The sequence below is a fragment of the Actinomyces bouchesdurhonensis genome (assembly GCF_900128465.1).
In the GTDB taxonomy this organism is placed as follows: Bacteria; Actinomycetota; Actinomycetes; order Actinomycetales; family Actinomycetaceae; genus Pauljensenia; species Pauljensenia bouchesdurhonensis.
Genome location: NZ_LT635868.1, coordinates 133567 through 154493, shown reverse-complemented (window position 1 = coordinate 154493; position 20927 = coordinate 133567). Strand labels below are relative to the sequence as shown.

Genomic DNA, 20927 nt, shown 5'->3' with positions numbered 1-20927 from the left:
GTGCCCGTCATTGAGGCGCGCGTGCTCGCAGGAAGCGCAACCGTCCGGTCATATCGGGTGCGGTGGACACGTCAACCATACCGACGCGGGTGGCATGTTCGCGCAGGACAGCAGCTTGGCTGGGCGAGTGCTCCATGAGCAAAAGGCCGCCCGGGCGTAGGAGGGTGAGTGCGCGTCGGATAATCTTGCTGGGAATCTGTGTCCCGTCCGCACTGCCACCGTAGAGGGCGCAGTGCGGGTCGGCTGAGGCCTCGGGCTGTGTGGGCATCTCGTTAGCTGGAACATAGGGTGGGTTGGTGACCACAATATCGACAAGGCCATCAAGGAAGTCGAGGGTAATGGGTTCAGTCGCATCGCCGCGTTCTAAGTGCACGTCATGACAACCGGTGAGATCCCGGTTGCGGCACGCCAAGGCGAAGGGGTCGGGTTCCTTCTCGACCGCCCAGACCTCAGTGCAGGGAGCCTCGGCAGCCACTGCTAGGGCAATCGCACCGGAGCCGGTGCACAGGTCGACGACACGCGCTTCGCCACGATCTGCGACGACTCGGCACGCCTCTTCTATGGCGAAGCCAGCCAAGATCTCGGTCTCGGGACGCACAACGAACACGCCGGGCATGGAACGCAGCGTCAGGGAACGGAAGAACATGCGGCCCGTGACATGCTGGAGGGGAATGCGCAGGGAGCGCTCGCGAACACCTGACCGCAGCGCCTCGGACTGACGCTGCGTGAGAGCGGTCGGTAGTTCCCACTGCGAAGACGCATTGCACGCCCACTCGAGGAGTTCACGCGTATCTGCATCCACCGAGTCAATCCCGGCCTCGCCCAGGCGAGCGCGCGCCCAGGCCCTGGCCTCGTGCAGACCCCACTGTCCCTCGTTCTGCCCGCTCATGCGTGTGCCACTGCCGCCAGGCGTTCAGCTTCGTCAGCTTCCTGCAGCGACGCGATGACTCCGTCAAGCGCGCCCGACAGAACCTGGTCAAGGTTGTGGGCTTTAAAGCCCGTGCGGTGATCAGCGATGCGGTTCTCCGGGAAGTTATACGTGCGGATGCGCTCCGATCGGTCCACGGTGCGTACCTGGGACAGGCGCTGAGCCGAAGCCTCAGCTTCCTTTTTCGCGCGCGCTTCGGCCGCGAGGCGTGAGGCGAGCACGCGCATGGCTGCTTCCTTATTCTGCAGCTGCGACTTTTCGTTTTGCATCGACACGACGATACCCGAGGGAAGGTGAGTGATACGCACAGCTGAGTCCGTCGTGTTGACAGACTGCCCTCCAGGGCCACTTGATCGATACACGTCAATGCGCAAATCGTTCGGGTCGATAACAATGTCATCATCGTCTTCAAGTTCAGGCATGACGAAGACACCGACGGCACTCGTGTGGATGCGCCCCTGCGACTCGGTGACGGGCACTCTTTGTACGCGGTGCACGCCCCCCTCATACTTCAAGTGAGCCCACACGCCCTCATCGGGAGCGGGCGTCCCCTTCGCGCGGATCGCCAACGTAATGTCTTTGAAGCCACCCAACTCGGTGTGGGTCGCACTCATCTGGGTGACGCTCCAGCCATGCTCCTCCGCGTAGCGCCCGTACATGCGCGCCAAGTCGGCAGCGAAGAGCGCGGACTCCTCACCGCCTTCACCAGCCTTAATTTCGAGGATGACGTCCATGGCGTCCTCTGGATCGCGCGGCGCGAGAATCTTTACGAGCGCCTCATGGGCAGCGGTTTCTTCCTTCTCAAGGGCCGGGATTTCGTCTGCAAATGAGCGGTCCTCAGCGGCAAGCTCGCGCGCAGCCTCAAGGTCCCCCGCCGCGATATTCAGGCGATCGGCGGCAGCCTTGATGCGACCGAGTTCGGCGTATCGTCTGCCCACGCGACGCATCAGCTGTGGGTTTGTCAGGGTCACAGGATCGGCCATCTGCTCCTCGACCTGCGCATATTCCTCCAGCAGTGGCCCCAGAGCGCCCAGCTCATCAGTCGCGGCCACGATTCACCACATCCTTCGCCTACACAGTGTTAAAAACGCGGCGGTGCCGCCAGCCTTCAGGCCGACGACACCGCCGTCGAGCTATCCGCTCACCCTCACTTGGAGGGACGCACGCGCTTGCCGTAGCGGGCTTCGAACTTGGCGACGCGGCCGCCGGTGTCGAGAATCTTCTGCTTGCCCGTGTAGAACGGGTGGCAGGCAGAGCACACGTCCACGCGCATCTCGCCGGAGGTGATCGTGGAACGGGTGTGGAACGAGTTGCCGCACGTGCAGGTCACGACGGTGTCCACGTATTCGGGGTGGATGCCCTTTCGCATGGAATTCTCCTGGATCGTTTGGTGCTCCGGGTCCGGACATGCAGCGTCCCCCGCATCCGACGGGGACTCGCCCTCCAGCGCGCGCAAGCGCCTGGGGCATGCCGGTGAACCGGTAAGCCGACACGTCATTATGGCACAGCGCCCCATCAGCTTCAACGACGACAGCCCCCCGTGGGCGTGAGATCAGCTATGGGCGAAGCCCGACCATCGTCCCCCTTGCCCGCCAGTTGGACGACGAGGCGCCGGCCTCGATTAGAACGCGATCTCGCTCCTGTGCGGACCAATGTTCGCGGCCGACGTCAGGTACGTCGCGCGCGAGGATCCGTACCGCGACATCCCATCCCAGACGAGGTAGCGGTGGAGGTACGCGGGTGGCACGTAGACCTCGGCGTTGAACGCCACGAAACGCGCGGTGGAATGGGCGGCGCTTCCCGCAAGATCGATACCCGCGCTGTTTGCCGTCAGGCGAACCGCCTGGGCGGGATTGTAGGAGTACGTCACGCCAGCGATACGGTACGCGCCGATGTAGCGAGTCTCGTTCGCGCGCAGCTTTTCCCCTGCCCCATTGCGCCAACGCTTGTAGCGCCTGCGCCCAAGCATCGACGTGTCGGAGGCGAGAACCGCCTCGATGAGTTCCACCAAACGCACCCTGGCCTCGTCGGCGATGGCGTCGAGGCGCTCCAGGGCCTGCCCGGGAGTAATCGCTACGCGATCGAGGCTCTCTGAGATGTCGATGACGGCCAGGCGTTGCTGATCCATCCACTCGACGAGGGAGGCGACCATGGCCCTCACCATCGGCACCCTGCTTCGCCACTGGATGGAGTCCGTGATGGTCTCGATAACGGTCATGTCCTCAAAGACGACGCCCATCTCGTTGTCCCATATCCGCCGCCAATTGGGACCGCGATCGAAGAACTCGCACGCGGCCATCATCGCGGCGTCGGCATCCATCAGCGAGGGAAAGCTTGCGACGGCCCGCTCCACGCTCCGCGACGTCGCCGCGCTCAGCGACGCGGGGAAGGATAACGCACCACACGAGGCGATCACGGCTCGCGCCCTCTCACGCTGCGCGCGGGCGGCCTGGTAGCGCGCGTTCACGCCGCGCTCGTAGCGCCCACTTGTGAGGAGCGTCGCGACAGCGAGTTCGACCGACGCATGGCACCTCTCCAGGTCGTCCCACCCCCGGATGGCCTCTCGCATGCTCTCACGCGAGCGGCGCCGCAGCATCGCGCCACGCACCAGGACGACAACGCCCACGATCGAGGCCACCCACGCGTACCAGGCGGGCCACTGGATCGCGTGTGAAGCGTCCAACAGTGAAGCGATGCCGAGCCACGCGGGGGCCGCGAGGAACAGGGGCAGGCCCGCTCCGAGGCGCAGACAACCGCGCGCGCTGGGCGACAGCTCGCCGGGGGTGGCGGCGTTGTTCATCGGAGCGTTTGTCACTGACGTCATGGCTCCACTCTGGCATGTTTCGCCCCCATCCGCTCAGCACTGTGATGTCATCAGAAGGACGAGGACGAGCCCGATCCTGAGAAGCCCCACCATGACTCACAGAAAACCGCGTGCGCTGAGGCTCATGCTCCGGGATCCACGTCCCTCGAAACCGGTGTTCATTGCATCGCACGTCGAAGACGTCATACCTTTACACTGACATGCCGGTCAGGTTCACGCACGGTGGCACAAGCGTTTTCGAGACGCAGCAACGGCGCAAGTGACCCTCGCTACCACTCAGTCCGAGGACCAGCCATCGCCCGCCGCATCCACCTCGCCAGTCAGGTATCGATCGAGATACATCGGCAGCAGATAGATGGATGAGCGGCCAGCCGTCAGAACACCGGTCGCCGGTGCTGGCAGCCCGTTCAGGTCAACGCCCGCAGAGTTTGCGATCAGTCGGATCGTGGCTGCCGGATTGTACTCGACGTCAGTGTCTGCCTCCTCGCTCCAGTAGGCCCTGTCGTACTCCGCATTAGCCGCGGTCAGGCTGATTCCCGCACCCTTCCATCGCGCGTAGCGTGCGCGCCCCTGCGACGAGGCATCGGCGGCGAGAGTCGCCTCGATGAGCTCGGCGGTGCGTCCTCGCGCCTCGTTGGCTATCCGGTCGAGTTCTTCCAGCGCCTGGGCAGGATCGAGCTGCCTGCCCTCGAGGCGTTCTCCAAGGTTGATCACCGTGTCCTTGTCATCCCCCACACGCTCTCGGAACGCCTCAATGTCCGTCAGGATGTGCGGGTCCGTGCCGATTGCTTCGAGGCTGTCTGCGACGTCATCGAGGACGTCCAAGTCTTCGATGAGCGGGCCAATCTCGTTGTCCCACACGTCGCGCCAGCCGGGCGCGAACGCGAACAAGTCGTGCGCCGCCATGATCGCGGTATCCGCGTCCGCCAGGCGAGTCATCTCAGACAAAATCTCATCCCCCGCGCCTGCGGATGCCTCGCTGAGCGACGCGAGGAAACCCGGCGACCTGTACTCCTCGATTCGAGTGCCAACCCTGACGCGTTCGGCTCGGGCACACTCATAGCGCGCCGTCAGTCCGCTCTCGTAGTGCCCGGCGCGAACGAGCGCGGAGAACACGCGCTCGACCTGCGCCCGCTGCTTTTCCAAGGATGCCCACGTCTGCGCAATCGTCGTCATCTTCTGACGCCCCGAGCGCCGCCGACTGACTCCGCTCCACAGCACGCCGATTCCGCATAGCGTCATGACCCAGCCGGTCCAATTCGGCCAGTCAACCGCCGCCCCCATCCCGTGATGGGCCTGATCGTAGATGGCGATTGCCAGCTGAAGGGGAGCCGTCAGCAAGAGAAAGAGCCCTACAACGAGGCGCAGAAGTCCGCGCGCAGCGCTCCAGGATCGGCGCGAGGTCCCCCGTTCCACCCGCGTACTGGCCACACTCGGTGTCGTGTTCACCATGCGCCAATTCTGGCACAGGCCTTATTAGTTGTCCGGTATGAGCAGGTGGGGCTATAGGCGCAAACGTGGTGCTTTAGACGGCGTGTCGTGGGTCTAGTGGGGGCTATAGGCGCAAACGTGGTGCTTTAGACGGCGTGTCGTGGGTCTAGTGGGCGCGTCCGGCCCAGCCTTTGCGTGGCCAGAGTCCTTNAGCAGGTGCGCCTCATCAGAAAACGGGGCGAGCGGCTCTCGCCACTCGCCCCGCCTCCTACGCTCCGATCACTCGGAGGGCGTGGTCTTTTGGATGAGCATGAGGAACTCTGCGTTCGACTGGGTCTCCTTGAGCTTGTCGAGCACCAGTTCGAGACCCTGCTGTTGATCGAGCGTACCCAGAACACGGCGCAGCTTCCACATGATGCGCAGCTCTTCAGGCTTGAACAGGAGTTCCTCGCGGCGGGTACCCGACGCATTGAGGTCGATGGCTGGGAAGATGCGGCGTTCGGCGAGCTGACGCGACAGACGCAGTTCCATGTTGCCAGTTCCCTTGAACTCCTCAAAGATGACCTCGTCCATCTTCGAACCCGTCTCCACCAATGCGGATGCGATGATCGTGAGTGAGCCACCTTCAGAAATGTTTCGGGCCGCTCCAAAGAACTTCTTAGGCGGGTACAGGGCCGAGGCGTCGACGCCACCGGAGAGAATACGACCCGATGCGGGCGCAGCCAGGTTGTAGGCACGCGACAGACGCGTCAACGAATCAAGGAGGACGACAACGTCCTGCCCAAGCTCGACGAGGCGCTTGGCGCGCTCAATCGCAAGCTCGGCGACGGTTGTATGGTCGGAGGCAGGACGGTCGAAGGTGGAGGCGATGACCTCGCCCTTGACGATCGAACGCATGTCGGTGACCTCTTCGGGGCGCTCGTCCACCAGGACGACCATGAGGTGCACCTCGGGGTTATTCAGCTCGATGGCCTTGGCCATCTGCTGGATGACCATGGTCTTTCCGGCCTTAGGCGGCGAGACGATGAGACCACGCTGCCCCTTGCCCACGGGGGCGACCAGGTCGATGACGCGCGGCGTGTAAGCCTTCGGTGAGGTCTCCATGCGCAGCTGTTCGGAAGGGTAGACCGGGGTGAGCTTACCGAATTCGCGGCGCGCCTGCGCTTGCTCGATCGTCATGCCGTTCACGGAGTCGACGCGCACGAGGGCGTTGTACTTTTGGCGCTGACGCTCACCTTCGCGGGGCAGACGAACGGCCCCGGNGGAGATCGGAGCCTGGGTTGAGCTTTCCTCGAGGGTGAGGGCAACTGACGATGTTTCCTCGACGCCCTGAACCTCCTCACGGGTATCGGCATTGGGCGTGGTCGGAGCGCCGGCACCATTGCTCAGAAGCTCGATCAGCTGGGACTTACGAAGCTGGGAGATGCCCTTCAATCCTCGGGACACAGCCAGAGCTTTGAGCTCGGGCAGCTTCATCGCCGACAGCGACGCGGTCGTCATCTCGGCGGGGGTTTCGTTGCTCACGAAGTGATCCTTACTGGAATGCGCCCGAAATGGGGCGAGGTGAATTGCTCAAGCACAAGAAAAAGCTTGATAAGGAAGATGCGTAAAAAACGCACCACAACGGTCGGAGTCGAACTGTCGATTCGAACCTAGGAAGAATATAGCAAGACCGCCAGCCCACTGTCATGTAGACGGCGCGACTGGCGGTGCTTGCGGAGAAACTCACAGCTGAGAAGCCACTTAGAAGGCAACTTTCGCAAGGGATCCTCGGGTGATCTGAACTCCAGTAGCGGCAACTCCCAGCGGCAGCACACGCCACCCCGATGCCGCTGCCTCACGGCGAACATCCGCCCCAACAGCTTCGAGAGAGAGCACAGTGGGGCCAGCACCTGACACCACGGCCGCATAGCCGGCACCGCGCAGCCAGTCGACGAGCGCGAGAGAGGGTTCCATGACGCTTCGACGCTGTTCCTGGTGCAGACGATCGCGTGTGGCCTCCATCAGCACGCAGTGCATGTCCGCTCCCCCGCTAGCTTGCGCCTGTCCCGACAGGGCTGCTGCGAGCGCAGCGGCGCGCGCGACATTAAAACGCGCGTCAACGTGCGCGATAGTATCCGGCAATGCGGCGCGCGCGGTTGCGGTGCGCAGCTTAAAATCCGGGATAAAGACGACGGGTTCAACGCCCGCGGGCGGGGTCAGCCGCAGCGATCCCACTGCGTTCGTCTCCTCGTCCATCCACGCGACCGTTGCACCGCCAAAGACGGCGGGTGCCACGTTGTCGGGGTGCCCCTCCATCTGGGTGCCGATCTGAAGAATCTCCTGTCGCCCGAGCACGTCCTCTTCACCGACGAGCGCACGGGCAAGCGCCACACCGGCGACGATCGCACTCGCAGAGGAACCCAGGCCTCGTGAATGGGGGATTCGGTTCGTGCAATGCATGCGCACTCCGACCTGGGGGGCACCCACGCGGTCGAGGGCAAAGCGCAGTGCACGAACGACGAGATTGTCTTCGCCCTGTTCGACGTTTCCGGCACCCTCCCCCTCGACGATGACCGACGTCGGCCCCGTCATCGCATGGACCGAAACGTCGTCCCACAGGTCGAGGGCCAGGCCCATGCAATCAAACCCAGGACCCAGGTTCGCGCTGGTCGCAGGAACTGTCACCGCGACGAAGTCGTCACGCACGCGCACGTCACTCACCCTCAACCCGGATCGTGGAGGTCACCTCGCGCACCGCGTCAGAGACGGCAAGCGCTCGGGCGACCGCGCGCAGGTCGGCTTCTCGGGCCTGGTGGCTGGTCACGACGATAACGCAGGCACCGGGCACCTCGTCGTTGCGTTGATGCACCGACTGGATGGAGACACCGTGGCGGGCGAAGATACCGGCTACGTCGGACAGGACGCCCAGGCGATCCTCCACCTGGAGGCGGATCTGGTAACGCGTGTAGGTCGAGCCGGGATCGAGGATCGGCAGGTGCGCATAAACGGACTCGCGCGGTGCGTGACCGCCAAAGGCACGGTGATGCGCCGCGGCCACCAGGTCAGACAGGACGGCCGAGGCCGTGGGGGCGCCGCCGGCACCCTGGCCATAGAACATGAGGCGTCCAGCGTTCTCCCCCTCAACGAGGATCGCGTTGAAGGCACCGTCGACGGAAGCGAGGGGGTGATCAGAGGGGACCAGGGCGGGGTGGACGCGCATTGCAACGCCCTCGCGACCATCCTCGCCGATGCGGCGTTCGGCGATCGCCAGGAGCTTGATGGTGTGGCCGACGCGCGCGGCTTCCTCCATGTCTTCCTTGGTAATGTTCGAAATACCTTCGACCGCGACGTCGTCGATGCCGACGCGGGTGTGGAAGGCAAGGGACGCCAGGATCGAGCACTTCGCAGCCGCATCCAGGCCCTCGACATCAGCTGTGGGATCGGCCTCAGCGAATCCTAGGTCCTGGGCTTGTTTGAGGGCTTCTTCATAGCTCAGGCCCTTGGAACTCATCGCATCCAGGATGAAGTTCGTCGTACCGTTCACGATGCCCATCACGGTGGTGACGCGGTCGCCGGCCAGCGATTCGCGCAGGCCGTAAACGACGGGCACAGCGCCGGCGACGGCAGCCTCGTAGTAGAGGTCGGCATCGTTGGATGCAGCGGCCTCGTAGAGTTCGGGACCGTGGGCAGCCAGCAGGGCTTTATTCCCGGTGACGACCGAGATCCCCTGGTTGAGCGCCCGCAGAACCAGCGTGCGTGCGGGTTCGATACCGCCGATGAGTTCGACCACCAGATCCATTCCGTCAATGGCCTCAGCCGGGTCCGTCGTCAGCAGCTCGCGGTCAATCGGCGAGTCGCGCGGTGCATCCACATTACGGACAAGAACGCGACGCACGTCCATTTCGGCACCGGAACGGGCGGCGAAATCCTCGCGGCTCGCCTGCAGGATGCGAATGACCTGGCTACCGACGGTTCCAGCTCCAAGAACGCCAACTCCGAGTACCGGGCGGGGTGCAGACATGGGAATGTTCTCCTTCGTGAAACGGGCACTGGTACCAGTGTATGTGGTCGGCAGCTCCACTTCCCTTGCGGGGACCTTCGTCCTATAATTGCGGCGCAGGAAACCTTCGACCCACATCCTGAGACAGAGAACATAGGTCGATCGACGAAACGGCTTGTCGCTCACCCACAGACCGTAGGACAATAGACCCAAGCGCCGGAATCCGACGCACTGACGGAGCTTCGCTCCCAACGACCGTCCCCACAGGGATTACGGAACATTCGAGAAGAGGAAGAATGACGACAGCAGACCAGAAAGCCTGGGAAGGTTTTGTCAAGGGTAACTGGTGCGATGAAATCGATGTTCGCGACTTCATCCAGCTGAACTACACGCCGTACGAGGGCGACGCCTCGTTCCTGTCCGGCCCCACCGACAAGACGATGCGGGTCTGGAACACCCTTGAGGAGAAGTACCTCTCCGAAGAGCGCAAGGTTCGAATCCTTGACGTTGACACGGACACCCCGGCCGACATCGATGCTTTCAAGCCCGGTTACATTTGCGAGGACGACAATGTGATCGTCGGCCTGCAGACCGATGCCCCACTCAAGCGTGCAATGATGCCCAACGGCGGATGGCGCATGGTCGAGACCGCTATCCACGAGGCCGGCAAGGAATACAACCCCGAGGTGAAGAAAATCTTCACCAAGTACCGCAAGACCCACAACGACGCGGTCTTCGACATCTACACCCCGCGCATCCGCGCCGCCCGCTCGTCTCACATCATCACCGGCCTGCCGGATGCCTACGGTCGCGGTCGCATTATCGGCGACTACCGCCGCGTGGCCCTGTACGGCGTGGACCATCTCATCGCCGAAAAGCAGAAGGACAAGGATCGCTACGCCGACCAGCCTTTCTCTGAGCACTGGGCGCGCTACCGCGAGGAACACGCAGAGCAGATCAAGGCTCTGAAGAAGCTGAAGAACCTGGCCGCATCCTACGGTTACGACATCTCCGGACCGGCCACCAACGCGCACGAGGCCGTCCAGTGGACCTACTTCGGCTACCTGGCCTCGGTGAAGTCTCAGGACGGCGCCGCCATGTCGATCGGTCGCCTGTCCGGCTTCTTCGACTGCTACTTCGAACGCGACCTGAAGAACGGCACGCTGGATGAGTCCGGCGCGCAGGAGATCATCGACGCTCTTGTTATCAAGCTTCGCATCACGCGCTTCCTGCGCACCATCGCCTACGACCAGATCTTCTCCGGTGACCCCTACTGGGCCACGTGGTCCGACGCTGGCTTCGGCGACGATGGCCGCACGCTGGTGACCAAGACCTCGTTCCGTCTGCTCCAGACTCTGGTGAACCTCGGCCCCGCGCCCGAGCCGAACATCACGATCTTCTGGGACGAGAACCTGCCCCGCGGTTACAAGGAATTCTGCGCTCGCATTTCCATCGAGACCTCCTCGATCCAATACGAGTCCGATCCGCAGATTCGCGCCCACTGGGGCGACGATGCCGCCATCGCCTGCTGCGTGTCCCCCATGAGGGTCGGCAAGCAGATGCAGTTCTTCGGTGCCCGCGTCAACGCCGCCAAGGCTCTGCTCTACGCCATCAACGGTGGTCGTGACGAGATGAGCGGCAAGCAGATTATGGACGGCTACGAACCCGTTCAGGGCGATGGCCCCCTCGACTTCGACGACGTGTGGAAGCGCTACGAGGAAATGCTGGACTGGGTCGTCGGCACCTACGTTGAGGCTCTCAACATCATCCATTACTGTCACGACCGCTACGCCTACGAGGCCGTCGAAATGGCTCTGCACGACGCCGAGATCGTCCGCACCATGGGTTGCGGTATCGCCGGTCTGTCCATCGTCGCTGACTCTCTGTCCGCGATCAAGTACGCGAAGGTCTACCCGATCCGCGACGAAACCGGCCTTGTCGTCGACTACCGCACCGAAGGCGACTTCCCGACCTACGGCAATGACGATGATCGTGCCGACGACATCGCCGCGACCGTGGTCCACACCGTCATGGACAAGATTCGTCAGATCCCCATGTACCGTGATGCCATCCCGACCCAGTCTGTCCTGACGATTACCTCGAACGTCGTCTACGGCAAGGCCACCGGCGCCTTCCCGTCGGGCCACGAGAAGGGCACCCCCTTCGCCCCCGGCGCGAACCCGGAGAACGGCATTGACACGCACGGCATGGTTGCCTCCATGCTGTCGGTCGGCAAGCTGGACTACAACGACGCACTCGACGGTATCTCGCTGACCAACACGATCACGCCCCAGGGCCTGGGTCGTTCGAAGGAAGAGCAGATTCAGAACCTGGTCGGTATTCTCGACGCTGGTTTCGTCCCGGATGATTCCTGCGCCTACGACGGCACCAAGGGTTACTGATCGACTCGTCGGCGGGGATCAGCCGACACCCTCGTTGATCCCCGCCACCCCACCCGTGGGTAACGTCGCGATCCGGCGTTACCCGAGCCGGAAGCACCGGTATCACACAATTAAGGAGAAATGTTATGGCAACCAAGACCTACGAGGAGCGCCTCGCTGACATGAAGGCCGCCCGCGAGGAGCGCGGCGAGAAGGATGGCCTCTATCACGCGAACATCAACGTTCTTGAGGAGTCCACACTGAAGGATGCCATGGAGCATCCGGAGAAGTACCCGAACCTGACCGTTCGTGTTTCCGGCTACGCCGTCAATTTCGTTAAGCTCACCCGTGAGCAGCAGCTGGACGTCCTGTCCCGCACTTTCCACCACTCGGCCTGATCGGTGCGACGCGGTGGGGCGCTGGGCGTGCGCCCAGCGCCCCACCGCTATACCCGCGGGTGCCCGCGTTCCTCCGGCGCTTTCCCCCGATCAAGCATTCGCAGAGCCCACACGACATCGAAGAAGATAACATGACGCAGTCTCTTGCCATCCCCACGTTCCGTGAACAGGACTTCCAAGCCCCCCAGTCCCGTACTGTCGGAGCCGGCGTCGAAGGTTTGGAAGAGATCACGGACCTGGAGCGGTCTGAACGCCTGAGGCGCATGCGTGAGGGAACGCTCGGCTCAATTCATTCCTGGGAGCTTGTCACCGCTGTCGACGGTCCCGGGACGCGTATGACGGTCTTCCTCAACGGCTGCCCACTGCGCTGCCTGTACTGTCATAATCCCGACACTTTCCTCATGAAGGACGGAGCGCCCGTATCGGACACAGAACTGCTGTCCCGGATTGCGCGCTACCGGCGTATTTTCCGCACAACGAAGGGCGGAATCACTCTGTCCGGTGGCGAAGTCCTTATGCAGCCTCATTTCGCTAAGCGGATCTTGCTCGGCGCCAAAGAGATGGGCGTCCACACGTGCATCGACACCTCCGGCTACTTGGGCGCGAACTGCGACGACGAGATGCTTGATGCAACTGACCTGGTGCTGTTAGATGTCAAGAGCGGCGATGAACAGACCTACAAGAAGACGACTGGGCGTGACCTTGCCCCCACAATTGCCTTTGGCGATCGTATTGCTGCGCGCGGCGGCGCGACGCGTATGTGGATTCGTTTCGTCCTGGTCCCGGGTCTGACCGACGACCCTGAGAACATTCGCAAGGTTGGCAACATTGTGACGCGTTGGAAGGAGGTCATCGACCGCATTGAGGTTCTTCCCTTCCACCAGCTGGGCAAAGACAAGTGGCATTCGCTGGGTCTGAACTATCAGCTTGAGGATGCGAAGGCCCCTACACCGGAAGCGACAGAGAACGTTCGCGAGTGCTTCCGCTCACTGGGTTTCGAAGTCCACTGAGGGTCGACGCACGTAGAGGGATCCCAGCGGGGTGGCTTAGGTTCACTCCCCTGGGGTCCACGTGCATCCGGGGCGCCCCCAGCCTTTATCCGCTTCAGCCTGACGGGCGATCTGCGTGTAGGGGTCTTCGAGCCGGTCAACGTAGAGTGTTCCCTGGAGGTGGTCGTATTCGTGCTGGAAGATACGCGCGAGCCATCCGCGCGCGGCCACGGTGATTGGTGTCCCTGTGGTGTCGTAGCCGCGAAGGACGGCACCGAGTGCTCGGCGCAGCGGGTACTGGAGTCCGGGAACGGACAGGCATCCTTCGGATTCACACGCGATGTCGAGATCGGTGGGCAGGATCGCACGCGCTCCTGAATCGTCCCAGATGAGGTCGAGAATCGGGTTGACGACGACTCCGCTCACCGCATTGTTGAAGCCGAGAGCCGAGGCACGTTCGAGTTGGAGAATGTGCCGGTAGCGCCGGTCAAAGGCACCGCCTCCCCGATAGGACCAGACGAAAGCTTGTCGTCCTACGCCGATTTGCGGCGCTGCGAGGCCGACGCCGGGGGCTGCGTGCATTGTGTCGATCATGTCGGTGACCAGATCGGAGAGGGAGGAGTCGAAGCGTTCGACGGGTTCGGCGGCTCTGTGCAGGACGGATTGGCCCGTGATGTAGATCGGGAGGATGCTCATGTCCGTTTCCTGGTCATTCGTTTCGGCACTGCGTACTCGTTGATGACACCGACGCTCACTGCTTCAATGGGGCGCGGCGCGCGCGGGTCCAGTGCTTTGATGACGCGGGCAGGGTTGCCGACGGCGATGGAGTTGGCCGGGATGGAACGCGTAACGACGGCACCGGCCCCGATTATTGAATTCTCGCCGATGGTCACGCCCGGACACACGGTGACCGAGCCACCCAGCCAGACGTTGTCTTCCAGAGTGATGGGTTCGCAGGATTCCCACTTGGCGCGACGAGGCCCGGGCTCGGTCGGGTGGACCGCGGTGTAGAGCGAGCAGTTGGGTCCGATAAGGACATCTGCACCAATGGCGATAGGAGCGACGTCGAGGGCGGTGAGACCGTAGTTGCCCCAGGAACCGTCGCCGATTGCGATGTTGTACCCGTAGTCGACCCACAGGGGTGGGCGAATCTCGACGTCCTGCCCTACCTCGCCGAGAACTTGGGCGAGGAGGTAGCGAGCGATGTCTGGATCGGTGGGATGCGCCTGCTCGTAGAGCGAGAGGAGTCGCACGGCGCGCTTCGTGTGGGCTGACAGTTCATCGTCGGCCACGTAGTAATCCCCGTCCGTCATGCGTTGGGAGGGTGTGCGCGCGTCAGCGTGAAAACGGGCATCATCAAAGTTCGTACCCGGTGAGGTGCTCATGCGACCAGGGTAGTCGATGCCTTCGCGAGTCGGGGTACACGGCGCGCATCCATGTGTCGGAGTAAGACTAGCAGCTGGGCGATGTCGTCAGCGGGATCCTCGGGGTGCCACTGGACGCCGATGATGGGAGCGTCGGGGGATTCGATGGCTTCGACCGTGCCATCGGGGGCGTAGGCGCTGATGCGCAGGTTGTCTCCGAGACGATCCACGCGCTGATGGTGGGCCGAGGAAATGGTCAGCTGAGAGTCGCGCAGGACGGGCGACAGGACCCGCTGAAGGTGGCTTTCAGCTTCCACACGCACGTTGTGGCGGACAAAAAGGTGGTCGGTGAGGATGGAGGGATTCGTGTGGGTGCCGTCCGCGATGTCCTGCTCGAGGGTGCCGCCGAATGCGGTGTTGATGAGTTGCATGCCGCGGCAGATACCCAGTAGTGGGGTGCCGGTCGAAGCCGCATAGTCGACGAGGGCAAGCTGACCGAGGTCAGCACGATACCAGTGGTGTCCCTCACGGTTGTACCCCTGGGAAGCACCATAGTGGACGGGGTGGACGTCTTCGCCGCCCATGATGATGATCGCGTCTGCGCTGCGTGCTCGCAGAGGTGCCCCCTCAGCACCGTCTTCTTGCGCGTATTCGCGAATGACATTCCAGGTGGGCAGGGCGGCTTGAAGCAGACGATCCCACAGGCGCATGCAAATGTTGTTGTATGCCTCGTCCCCCGGGCGTGCCGGAAGGACGTTGGAAATCAACAACGTCGGCTTCGTGTGGTTCGTCATGATTCCTATCATGGCAGGCCGGACTCGCGTCTGCGCGCAGCGTTCACGGGGTGACCTATTGTGACAGTGGGGTCTGCGCGCAGGATCCTTCTTGTCCCGTTACTTCGGCTCTGTCAGTGTTGCGCGACGGTTCGGTGCGCTCGGGCACACATCGCTTCCTTCTGCTCGTCTGGAAGCCACGCGATGTCGATGATCTCCTTGCGGATGTGGGACGAGTGCCGCAGAACAATTGTCCCACATCACCCGTCCCACACAAAGGGATTCGCTGACCTGTGTCAGGCGCGACTCATTCAGGCAAGTGCGCCCATCGGATCCCACGCTGGCAGGTGCGTCGGTTCTTCGGAGATAACGGCGCGCAGCTCGGCGGGCAGGTCATCCACGTGCACTGCTACCTCAAAGACGTTTGCGTCGAACCAGGGGGCATCCATCGTGAAGAATCCTTTGTCGCCAGGCTCCTCGCTCCACGAGTTTTCCACACGGAAGCGGCGTCCCTCCCCTGCCTCGTTTACGTCGACGCCCGTGAAAAGCATCGCGTGGTTCATCGCTGATTCGCCGGTGTCCACGCGCTGCTCTTTCGAGGTGGAAAAGTCTACGCCGAAAAGGTTATCGAAGTCGTAGAGGCCGTCAACAAACAGGCCGGAGGCGCGATCAGAGTTCGGGTGGCAGTCGGCGCCGAACCAGACGGCGCGGCCCGATGTCAGGACCGAGGTAGTGATCGCACGGATCTGCCTAATGGGGGCGTTCACGTAGAGGATCGGGCGTCCGCCGACAACGTTGCCCATGTAGTCAACGGTCAGTGTGTGGCCCTTGGGGTGGCAGGTGCGCGGATCGTCGACGAGGCACACGTACTGTGTCAGGTCCACATCCACATAGCGTTCATAGAACTCGCGGGGGGTGAGGATGCCGTCACGGTGGAACTCGCCTGCATCGTCACGCCACTCCCACTCGAAGGAAGCAGGAGGCTCACCCAGGCAGATGACGAGGATGCGCCACACGTCGGCCAAGGCCGCGTCCTTGACTTCGTTAATTTCTTCCTCACAGGCGCCTTCGGCGACGAGTGCACGCAGTTCCAGGGCGGTGCGGCGCAGGAGAACCTTCAGACGAGCGTTCATGGGAGCCGTGTGACCCGAAGACTCGGTTTCGGGCATCGCCATCTTGGGGACGAGTCCATGCTTGAGGTAGAGGGATACCGCCATGTCCCACTGTCCACCGTCGGAGAGCACGTCACCGAGGAGGAACTGTAGAAGGCGGCCATCGAGTTTCTCTGTCGTCGCGGTGGAGATGACAGAGGTGAGAAAGAAGTTGGCGCGTTCAAATTTGTCCCAGAAGAGCACGTAGTTCTGCGAGAACTCAAAGTTTTTCAGTCCCAGGTGGGTGCGGGTAGTTGAACGCAGGAGGTTAAGGGAGGAAAAGAGCCAGCAGCGACCGGACTTCTTCTGGGAGGTGACCGTCCAGTCGTCCACCTTGTGTGAGACGACGGTGGGCGTGCCCACGACCTTGTCGCGGTCGACAGCTACTGATTCAACCCCGGCGTGGGCGACGGCGTTACGGGCGACCGTGCGGGCAGTGTCCGAGTATGCGTGGAGGCGATCGATCAGCTCGTCGGTGATCTCGTGGGCCATGAGTGACGGCTTCCTTTCAATCGAGAGTCATTCTCTATAAGAATACTCCGAACCCTGGGACACGGACGACCCATCCCTGACTAGAGCGCCGCCATGAGACAAAGAACAGGAGCCGAAACGTACCGATGGCGCGTCGCGGCGCGACGTATTTCTGCGCACCATACGGGACTAGTAGGCTCCAGCTGCTGCGCGTATCAGCGTCAGCGCGACCGCGCCAGCCGTCGAAGAGCGCAGCACGTTGGCCCCCAGCCCGATCGTACGAGCACCGACCGCAACCAGCAACGCAGTCTCCTCCGGACCGATCCCACCTTCGGGACCCACGATCAGAGCAATGCGCGCAGGCAGAACCCCATTCGCGCACGAGTCCTGAACCTGCGCGAGCACTGCCCCAAGCGAGACAGTTGCCTCCTCGTGACATACGAAAGCTACCCCGGCCTCGCGCGTGAGGGAGGCAACCCACGACGCTAGTTCACAACTGTCCATGACCGCCTCAATGGTCGGCACGAAGGCACGACGCGACTGCTTCGCGGCGGCTCGAGCGACGCCCTCCCACTTAGACCGACCCTTGTGCGCCTTCGCCCCCTTCCACCGGACGATCGCGCGCTGGGAAGCCCACGGAATCACGCGGTCGACGCCAATCTCCGTACAGATCTCCACGGCATCCTCATCTCGCCCGCCCTTGGCAAGGGCCTGGACCAGCACCACCTCGGGGTCAGGCGCACTCTCCCGCACAATCTCACGCACGAGGAGAGACAACGACGACTTATCGGCCTCACTGACCTCACACCTCAAGCGCAGACCAGCCCCGTCCACGACATCCACCCATTCTCCCGCACCGATACGGCGCACGGAGGCGGCGTGGCGCCCCTCCGCGCCGGACAGCGTCGCACTATCCCCGACAGTGAGGCGAGCGGGCTCGGGAGTCAAATCCTCACTGAGGAAAACAGGCAGCGTCATGGCCAATCAGCCCATGAAGGTGTCGCGTAGCTTATCGAAGAATGTCGCCTGCTGACGATGTGGCTCGACACGGACTTCACCGCGCGCCTTCGCCAGCTGTTCGAGCAGGGTCCGCGAGGTCTCATCCAGTTTCTTGGGGATCTCCACGTCCACGTGCACGTGCATCGCGCCGCGCCCCGAACGCTGCAAGTGGCCGACACCGAGTCCCTCCAAGACAATGTCGTCGTTGGGCTGTGTGCCCGCGTTGATCGTGACAGTCTTCTTCCCATCCATGGTTTCCAACTCGAACTCGGTTCCCAGCGCCGCCGTCGTCATCGGGATCGTGATCCACGTGTGCAGGTCGTCGCCACGACGATCGAAGACAGGATGCTTCTTCTCGTGAATCATCAGGTACAGATCACCATTCGGGCCGCCACCCATACCGATCTCAGCCTCGCCGCTGACGCGAATCTGAGTACCCTCGCTGGCACCTGCCGGAATATTAATGTTGAGGGTGCGGCGGGTTGCAATGCGACCCGCGCCGTTGCACTCAGTGCAGGGCTGAGCGATCGTGGAGCCGTAACCCTGACATGTGGGACAGGGCGCCTGCGTCTGCATGCGACCAAACAGCGAGTTCTGAACCTGCATCACAAAACCGGAGCCCTGACAGGTCGCACACCGCTCGGGTGATGTACCCGGCTGACACATTGCGCCATGGCAGGTGTCACACAGGACGTGCGTCTTGAAGGACACCTCTTTCGCGGCTCCGAAGGTGGCATCTTCGAGCGTAATGTCAACGGTCACCTGCTGGTCCTTACCGCGACGTACGCGCGAGGCAGGACCCTGCGCGGAAGCTCCGAAGCCGCCGCTGAACATGGCCTCGAAAATATCGGAGAAGCCGGTGAAGGGTGCGCCCGCGCCAGCTCCTCCGCCGCGCAGCGCGTCTGGGCCACCGATGTCGTACATCTGACGCTTCTCCGGGTCGGACAGGGTCTCGTAGGCAACCGAGAGTTCTTTGAAGGCCTCTTCCGAGTCGGCCCCCGCATAATCGGGGTGAAGCTTACGCGCACGCTTGCGGTATGCCTTCTTGATCTCTTCCTGGCTCGCATCGCGGGCGACGCCGAGGACCTCGTAATAGTCTCTCACGCTTGCTCTTCCTTCCCGTGGGGGGCAATCGTCATGATTTGGTAGGCGGTCGTATACATGGTCACTGATCGGTGTCCTGCGCCAGATACCTGGACAGGTAGGCGGCGACGGCACGGACGGAACTCATAGTGTGCGCATAGTCCATCCGCATGGGTCCTACGATGCCAAGGTGTGCCGAACCGCCGCTGTTATCAGCTCCAGCGCGGTAGGTGCCCGTGACGACCGCGGCCTCGGCCAGGGCGTCGTGCGGATTTTCCGTACCGATGCTCACGTGCAGGTCCTCGCCTGGATCCGCCTCAGAGAAGAGCCGCATGAGGACGACCTGCTCTTCGAGCGCGTCAAGGACGGGGGCAATGTCACGAAAGTCCAGTGCCCCACGTGCTAGATTAGCCGCGCCGGCGACAACAATCTTTGCATCTCCGGTCCCACGAAGGACCTCGGTAAGCGCGGCGCCGACCGCGGTGACGGCCGCCGCGAGTTCCGGTCGGCACGAGGCGGTGGCGGCGTCCACACAGGAGCGCGCGGTCTGTGAGGTAGCGGTGTCGCAGTGGGCGCGCATGTGGTCACGCACGGCGACGAGCTGAGCGTCGTCGAGGGGGGTATCAAGGGTGAGGGTGCGCTCCCCTACTTCCCCATCAGTCGTGATGACGACGGTGAGAATGCGACCGGGGGCGATCCCGAGGACCTCAAGATGCTTCAGTGTACGCACGCGCGATCCCGGGTACTGGACGAGGGCTACTTGGTGAGTAACCTGCGCGAGGAGACGGACGGAACGCTCCACAACGTCGTCGATGTCAACGGATTCGGAGAGGAAGGCTTCTAATGCCTGACGTTCCGGGGCGCTCATGGGCTTGAGTCGGGCGAGCCGGTCAACGAAGACGCGGTAGCCCCTGTCGGTGGGGACTCGTCCGGCGGAGGTATGGGGCTGGTAGATGAGACCAGCTTCCTCCAAGACAGCCATGTCGTTACGAATCGTCGCAGAAGAGACGCCCAGACCCCCGGTCGCAATGGCCTTCGATCCGACGGGTTCGCGGGTGGCGACGTATTGGGTGACGATGGCGCGAAGGACGTCAAGCCTGCGGCTCTGCGCGCTGTTGCGTGCCATGTCACTCCCTCCGTCTGGCACTCCCTACTTCTGAGTGCCAATGCTACTCCCCGCCTGTGAACGGCGGCGAGCCGGACAGTGCACTGGGCGTGCGCTCATTGCGAACCTCACGCACGTCCGCACATCACTGCGCCCAGGGCACCGTCACAAAATCGATAAGTTCTTCGACGCGCCCCAGCAGGGCGGGTTCCAGGTCGCGATAGGTGCGCACAGTGCCGAGGATGCGCTTCCACCCCATCGCAATGTCTCGTTGGTCCGCGTTGGGCCATCCAAGCGCGCCGAGAGTGCCATGTTTGATGTCGGTACCACGGGGAATATCCGGCCAGGCGGCAAGGCCGACCCGCTCGGGCTTAACGGCCTGCCAGATGTCAACGAAGGGGTGCCCCACGACCAGAACAGAGCCAGGCCAGCGCTTGGAGACTGCGTCGGCGATGCGCGATTCTTTCGAACCGGGCACCATGTGGTCGACGAGCACGCCCGCTCGGGCGGTGTCGGTGGGCCCGAAGATCTCAAGGACGTCCTCGAGGTTATCCACGCCCTCGAGCAGCTGGACGGCGATGCCGGCCGCGGCCAGGTCCTCGCCCCACACGTGCTGGACGAGCTCGGCGTCGTGGCGCCCCTCCACCCAGATTCGCGAGCGCTTGGCGACCGTGGGGGCGCTGGAGGCTGGCGCGAAGGACCCCGAGTTGGTGATTCGGCGCCCCGCGGCGCTCCGCTGCACCCCGGGCGAGGCCTGGGCGGGCTTGGGCTTGGGAGGAAGGGCCTCGATGGGGCGACCGTCGAGCCAGAAGCCGGGGCCGAGGGGGAAGGAGCGACGCACCCCGCGCCGATCTTCGAGCTCGACCAGGTAGACGCCGCCGGACTTTTCGACGCGCGTGACCGCGCCGACCCAGCCCGATCCCACGTCTTCGAGGACCATGCCGATCTCGACGTGAACGGCCACCGATCGGGGGCGGCGCGCCCCCGGGCCGTCCCTGTGCGGGTCATAGACAAAAATATTGTTCCCGTAGGGATCTGGTGCACTCAC

Annotated in this window: 18 protein-coding genes and 1 pseudogene; 3 read left to right on the top strand and 16 right to left on the bottom strand. The window is 63.1% G+C overall.

The annotated features are described in order from the left end of the window. Nucleotides 1-7: 7 nt before the first annotated feature. From BQ7477_RS05470 to BQ7477_RS05435, 8 genes and pseudogenes are all read right to left on the bottom strand, one after another. Nucleotides 8-889: a N5-glutamine methyltransferase family protein gene (locus BQ7477_RS05470; protein WP_073983109.1), complete on the bottom strand. Its 882-nt coding sequence runs from the start codon at nucleotides 887-889 to the stop codon at nucleotides 8-10. Further along, entirely contained in the window at nucleotides 886-1980 is a 1095-nt protein-coding gene (gene prfA, locus BQ7477_RS05465; RefSeq protein ID WP_084795683.1) for a peptide chain release factor 1, read from the bottom strand. Before prfA ends, BQ7477_RS05470 begins: the two co-directional genes overlap by 4 nt. A gap of 95 nt (nucleotides 1981-2075) precedes the next feature. Continuing rightward, entirely contained in the window at nucleotides 2076-2297 is a 222-nt protein-coding gene (gene rpmE / locus BQ7477_RS05460) for a 50S ribosomal protein L31 (RefSeq protein WP_009055255.1), read from the bottom strand. A gap of 252 nt (nucleotides 2298-2549) precedes the next feature. Beyond that, a complete protein-coding gene (locus BQ7477_RS05455; protein WP_234968706.1) occupies nucleotides 2550-3752 on the bottom strand; it encodes a DUF5129 domain-containing protein in 1203 nt (400 codons plus the stop codon). Nucleotides 3753-4028: 276 nt separating this feature from the next. Further along, the gene (locus tag BQ7477_RS05450) at nucleotides 4029-5204 is read right to left on the bottom strand and encodes a DUF5129 domain-containing protein (RefSeq protein WP_234968705.1); all 1176 of its coding nucleotides are present in this window, start codon (nucleotides 5202-5204) and stop codon (nucleotides 4029-4031) included. Between the two features lie 258 nt (nucleotides 5205-5462). Then, nucleotides 5463-6443 (bottom strand): annotated as a pseudogene (gene rho, locus BQ7477_RS05445) (transcription termination factor Rho); the annotation flags it as partial. Between the two features lie 483 nt (nucleotides 6444-6926). Beyond that, a complete protein-coding gene (gene thrB / locus BQ7477_RS05440) occupies nucleotides 6927-7877 on the bottom strand; it encodes a homoserine kinase (RefSeq protein WP_073983106.1) in 951 nt (316 codons plus the stop codon). A gap of 1 nt (nucleotide 7878) precedes the next feature. After that, a complete protein-coding gene (locus tag BQ7477_RS05435) occupies nucleotides 7879-9186 on the bottom strand; it encodes a homoserine dehydrogenase (protein WP_073983105.1) in 1308 nt (435 codons plus the stop codon). A gap of 275 nt (nucleotides 9187-9461) precedes the next feature. On the opposite strand from BQ7477_RS05435, the gene pflB reads away from it, so the two are divergent. From pflB to pflA, 3 genes are all read left to right on the top strand, one after another. Beyond that, nucleotides 9462-11567 carry a formate C-acetyltransferase gene (pflB, locus tag BQ7477_RS05430; RefSeq protein ID WP_073983104.1) on the top strand — a complete coding sequence of 702 codons (2106 nt, stop codon included), beginning with the start codon at nucleotides 9462-9464 and terminating at the stop codon, nucleotides 11565-11567. 125 nt (nucleotides 11568-11692) lie between these two features. After that, entirely contained in the window at nucleotides 11693-11944 is a 252-nt protein-coding gene (grcA2, locus tag BQ7477_RS05425) for an autonomous glycyl radical cofactor GrcA2 (RefSeq protein WP_073983103.1), read from the top strand. A gap of 131 nt (nucleotides 11945-12075) precedes the next feature. Further along, entirely contained in the window at nucleotides 12076-12954 is an 879-nt protein-coding gene (gene pflA, locus BQ7477_RS05420; RefSeq protein WP_073983102.1) for a pyruvate formate-lyase-activating protein, read from the top strand. Nucleotides 12955-12996: 42 nt separating this feature from the next. On the opposite strand, the gene BQ7477_RS05415 is transcribed toward pflA, so the two are convergent. The 8 genes from BQ7477_RS05415 to BQ7477_RS05380 form a co-directional block, all read right to left on the bottom strand. Then, complete coding sequence (locus BQ7477_RS05415; RefSeq protein WP_073983101.1) at nucleotides 12997-13629, bottom strand: peptide deformylase; 633 nt, start codon at nucleotides 13627-13629, stop codon at nucleotides 12997-12999. Next, nucleotides 13626-14318 carry a sugar O-acetyltransferase gene (locus tag BQ7477_RS05410; protein ID WP_073983100.1) on the bottom strand — a complete coding sequence of 231 codons (693 nt, stop codon included), beginning with the start codon at nucleotides 14316-14318 and terminating at the stop codon, nucleotides 13626-13628. The genes BQ7477_RS05415 and BQ7477_RS05410 overlap by 4 nt, the downstream gene beginning before the upstream one ends. After that, a complete protein-coding gene (locus tag BQ7477_RS05405) occupies nucleotides 14315-15091 on the bottom strand; it encodes a gamma-glutamyl-gamma-aminobutyrate hydrolase family protein (RefSeq protein ID WP_073983099.1) in 777 nt (258 codons plus the stop codon). The genes BQ7477_RS05410 and BQ7477_RS05405 overlap by 4 nt, the downstream gene beginning before the upstream one ends. A 290-nt stretch (nucleotides 15092-15381) precedes the next feature. Next, the gene (locus tag BQ7477_RS05400; protein WP_073983098.1) at nucleotides 15382-16713 is read right to left on the bottom strand and encodes a C1 family peptidase; all 1332 of its coding nucleotides are present in this window, start codon (nucleotides 16711-16713) and stop codon (nucleotides 15382-15384) included. Between the two features lie 168 nt (nucleotides 16714-16881). Further along, nucleotides 16882-17670, bottom strand: coding sequence for a 16S rRNA (uracil(1498)-N(3))-methyltransferase (locus tag BQ7477_RS05395; protein WP_073983097.1), 789 nt, complete (start codon nucleotides 17668-17670; stop codon nucleotides 16882-16884). A 6-nt stretch (nucleotides 17671-17676) separates the two neighbouring features. Beyond that, complete coding sequence (gene dnaJ / locus BQ7477_RS05390) at nucleotides 17677-18795, bottom strand: molecular chaperone DnaJ (protein ID WP_073983096.1); 1119 nt, start codon at nucleotides 18793-18795, stop codon at nucleotides 17677-17679. A gap of 61 nt (nucleotides 18796-18856) precedes the next feature. Further along, a complete protein-coding gene (gene hrcA / locus BQ7477_RS05385; protein ID WP_073983095.1) occupies nucleotides 18857-19900 on the bottom strand; it encodes a heat-inducible transcriptional repressor HrcA in 1044 nt (347 codons plus the stop codon). 124 nt (nucleotides 19901-20024) lie between these two features. Continuing rightward, nucleotides 20025-20927: a DUF3097 family protein gene (locus BQ7477_RS05380; protein WP_073983094.1), complete on the bottom strand. Its 903-nt coding sequence runs from the start codon at nucleotides 20925-20927 to the stop codon at nucleotides 20025-20027.

Excerpts from the sequence above, each read along its gene's own strand:
- BQ7477_RS05395 (WP_073983097.1), bottom strand. The coding sequence starts at position 17,670 with ATGACGCTGCCTGTTTTCCTCAGTGAGGATTTGACTCCCGAGCCCGCT.
- hrcA (WP_073983095.1), bottom strand. The coding sequence starts at position 19,900 with ATGGCACGCAACAGCGCGCAGAGCCGCAGGCTTGACGTCCTTCGCGCC.
- BQ7477_RS05405 (WP_073983099.1), bottom strand. The coding sequence starts at position 15,091 with ATGACGAACCACACGAAGCCGACGTTGTTGATTTCCAACGTCCTTCCG.
- BQ7477_RS05435 (WP_073983105.1), bottom strand. The coding sequence starts at position 9,186 with ATGTCTGCACCCCGCCCGGTACTCGGAGTTGGCGTTCTTGGAGCTGGA.
- grcA2 (WP_073983103.1), top strand. The coding sequence starts at position 11,693 with ATGGCAACCAAGACCTACGAGGAGCGCCTCGCTGACATGAAGGCCGCC.
- BQ7477_RS05450 (WP_234968705.1), bottom strand. The coding sequence starts at position 5,204 with ATGGTGAACACGACACCGAGTGTGGCCAGTACGCGGGTGGAACGGGGG.
- rpmE (WP_009055255.1), bottom strand. The coding sequence starts at position 2,297 with ATGCGAAAGGGCATCCACCCCGAATACGTGGACACCGTCGTGACCTGC.
- BQ7477_RS05455 (WP_234968706.1), bottom strand. The coding sequence starts at position 3,752 with ATGACGTCAGTGACAAACGCTCCGATGAACAACGCCGCCACCCCCGGC.
- BQ7477_RS05415 (WP_073983101.1), bottom strand. The coding sequence starts at position 13,629 with ATGAGCATCCTCCCGATCTACATCACGGGCCAATCCGTCCTGCACAGA.
- BQ7477_RS05410 (WP_073983100.1), bottom strand. The coding sequence starts at position 14,318 with ATGAGCACCTCACCGGGTACGAACTTTGATGATGCCCGTTTTCACGCT.
- BQ7477_RS05470 (WP_073983109.1), bottom strand. The coding sequence starts at position 889 with ATGAGCGGGCAGAACGAGGGACAGTGGGGTCTGCACGAGGCCAGGGCC.
- BQ7477_RS05400 (WP_073983098.1), bottom strand. The coding sequence starts at position 16,713 with ATGGCCCACGAGATCACCGACGAGCTGATCGATCGCCTCCACGCATAC.
- pflB (WP_073983104.1), top strand. The coding sequence starts at position 9,462 with ATGACGACAGCAGACCAGAAAGCCTGGGAAGGTTTTGTCAAGGGTAAC.
- pflA (WP_073983102.1), top strand. The coding sequence starts at position 12,076 with ATGACGCAGTCTCTTGCCATCCCCACGTTCCGTGAACAGGACTTCCAA.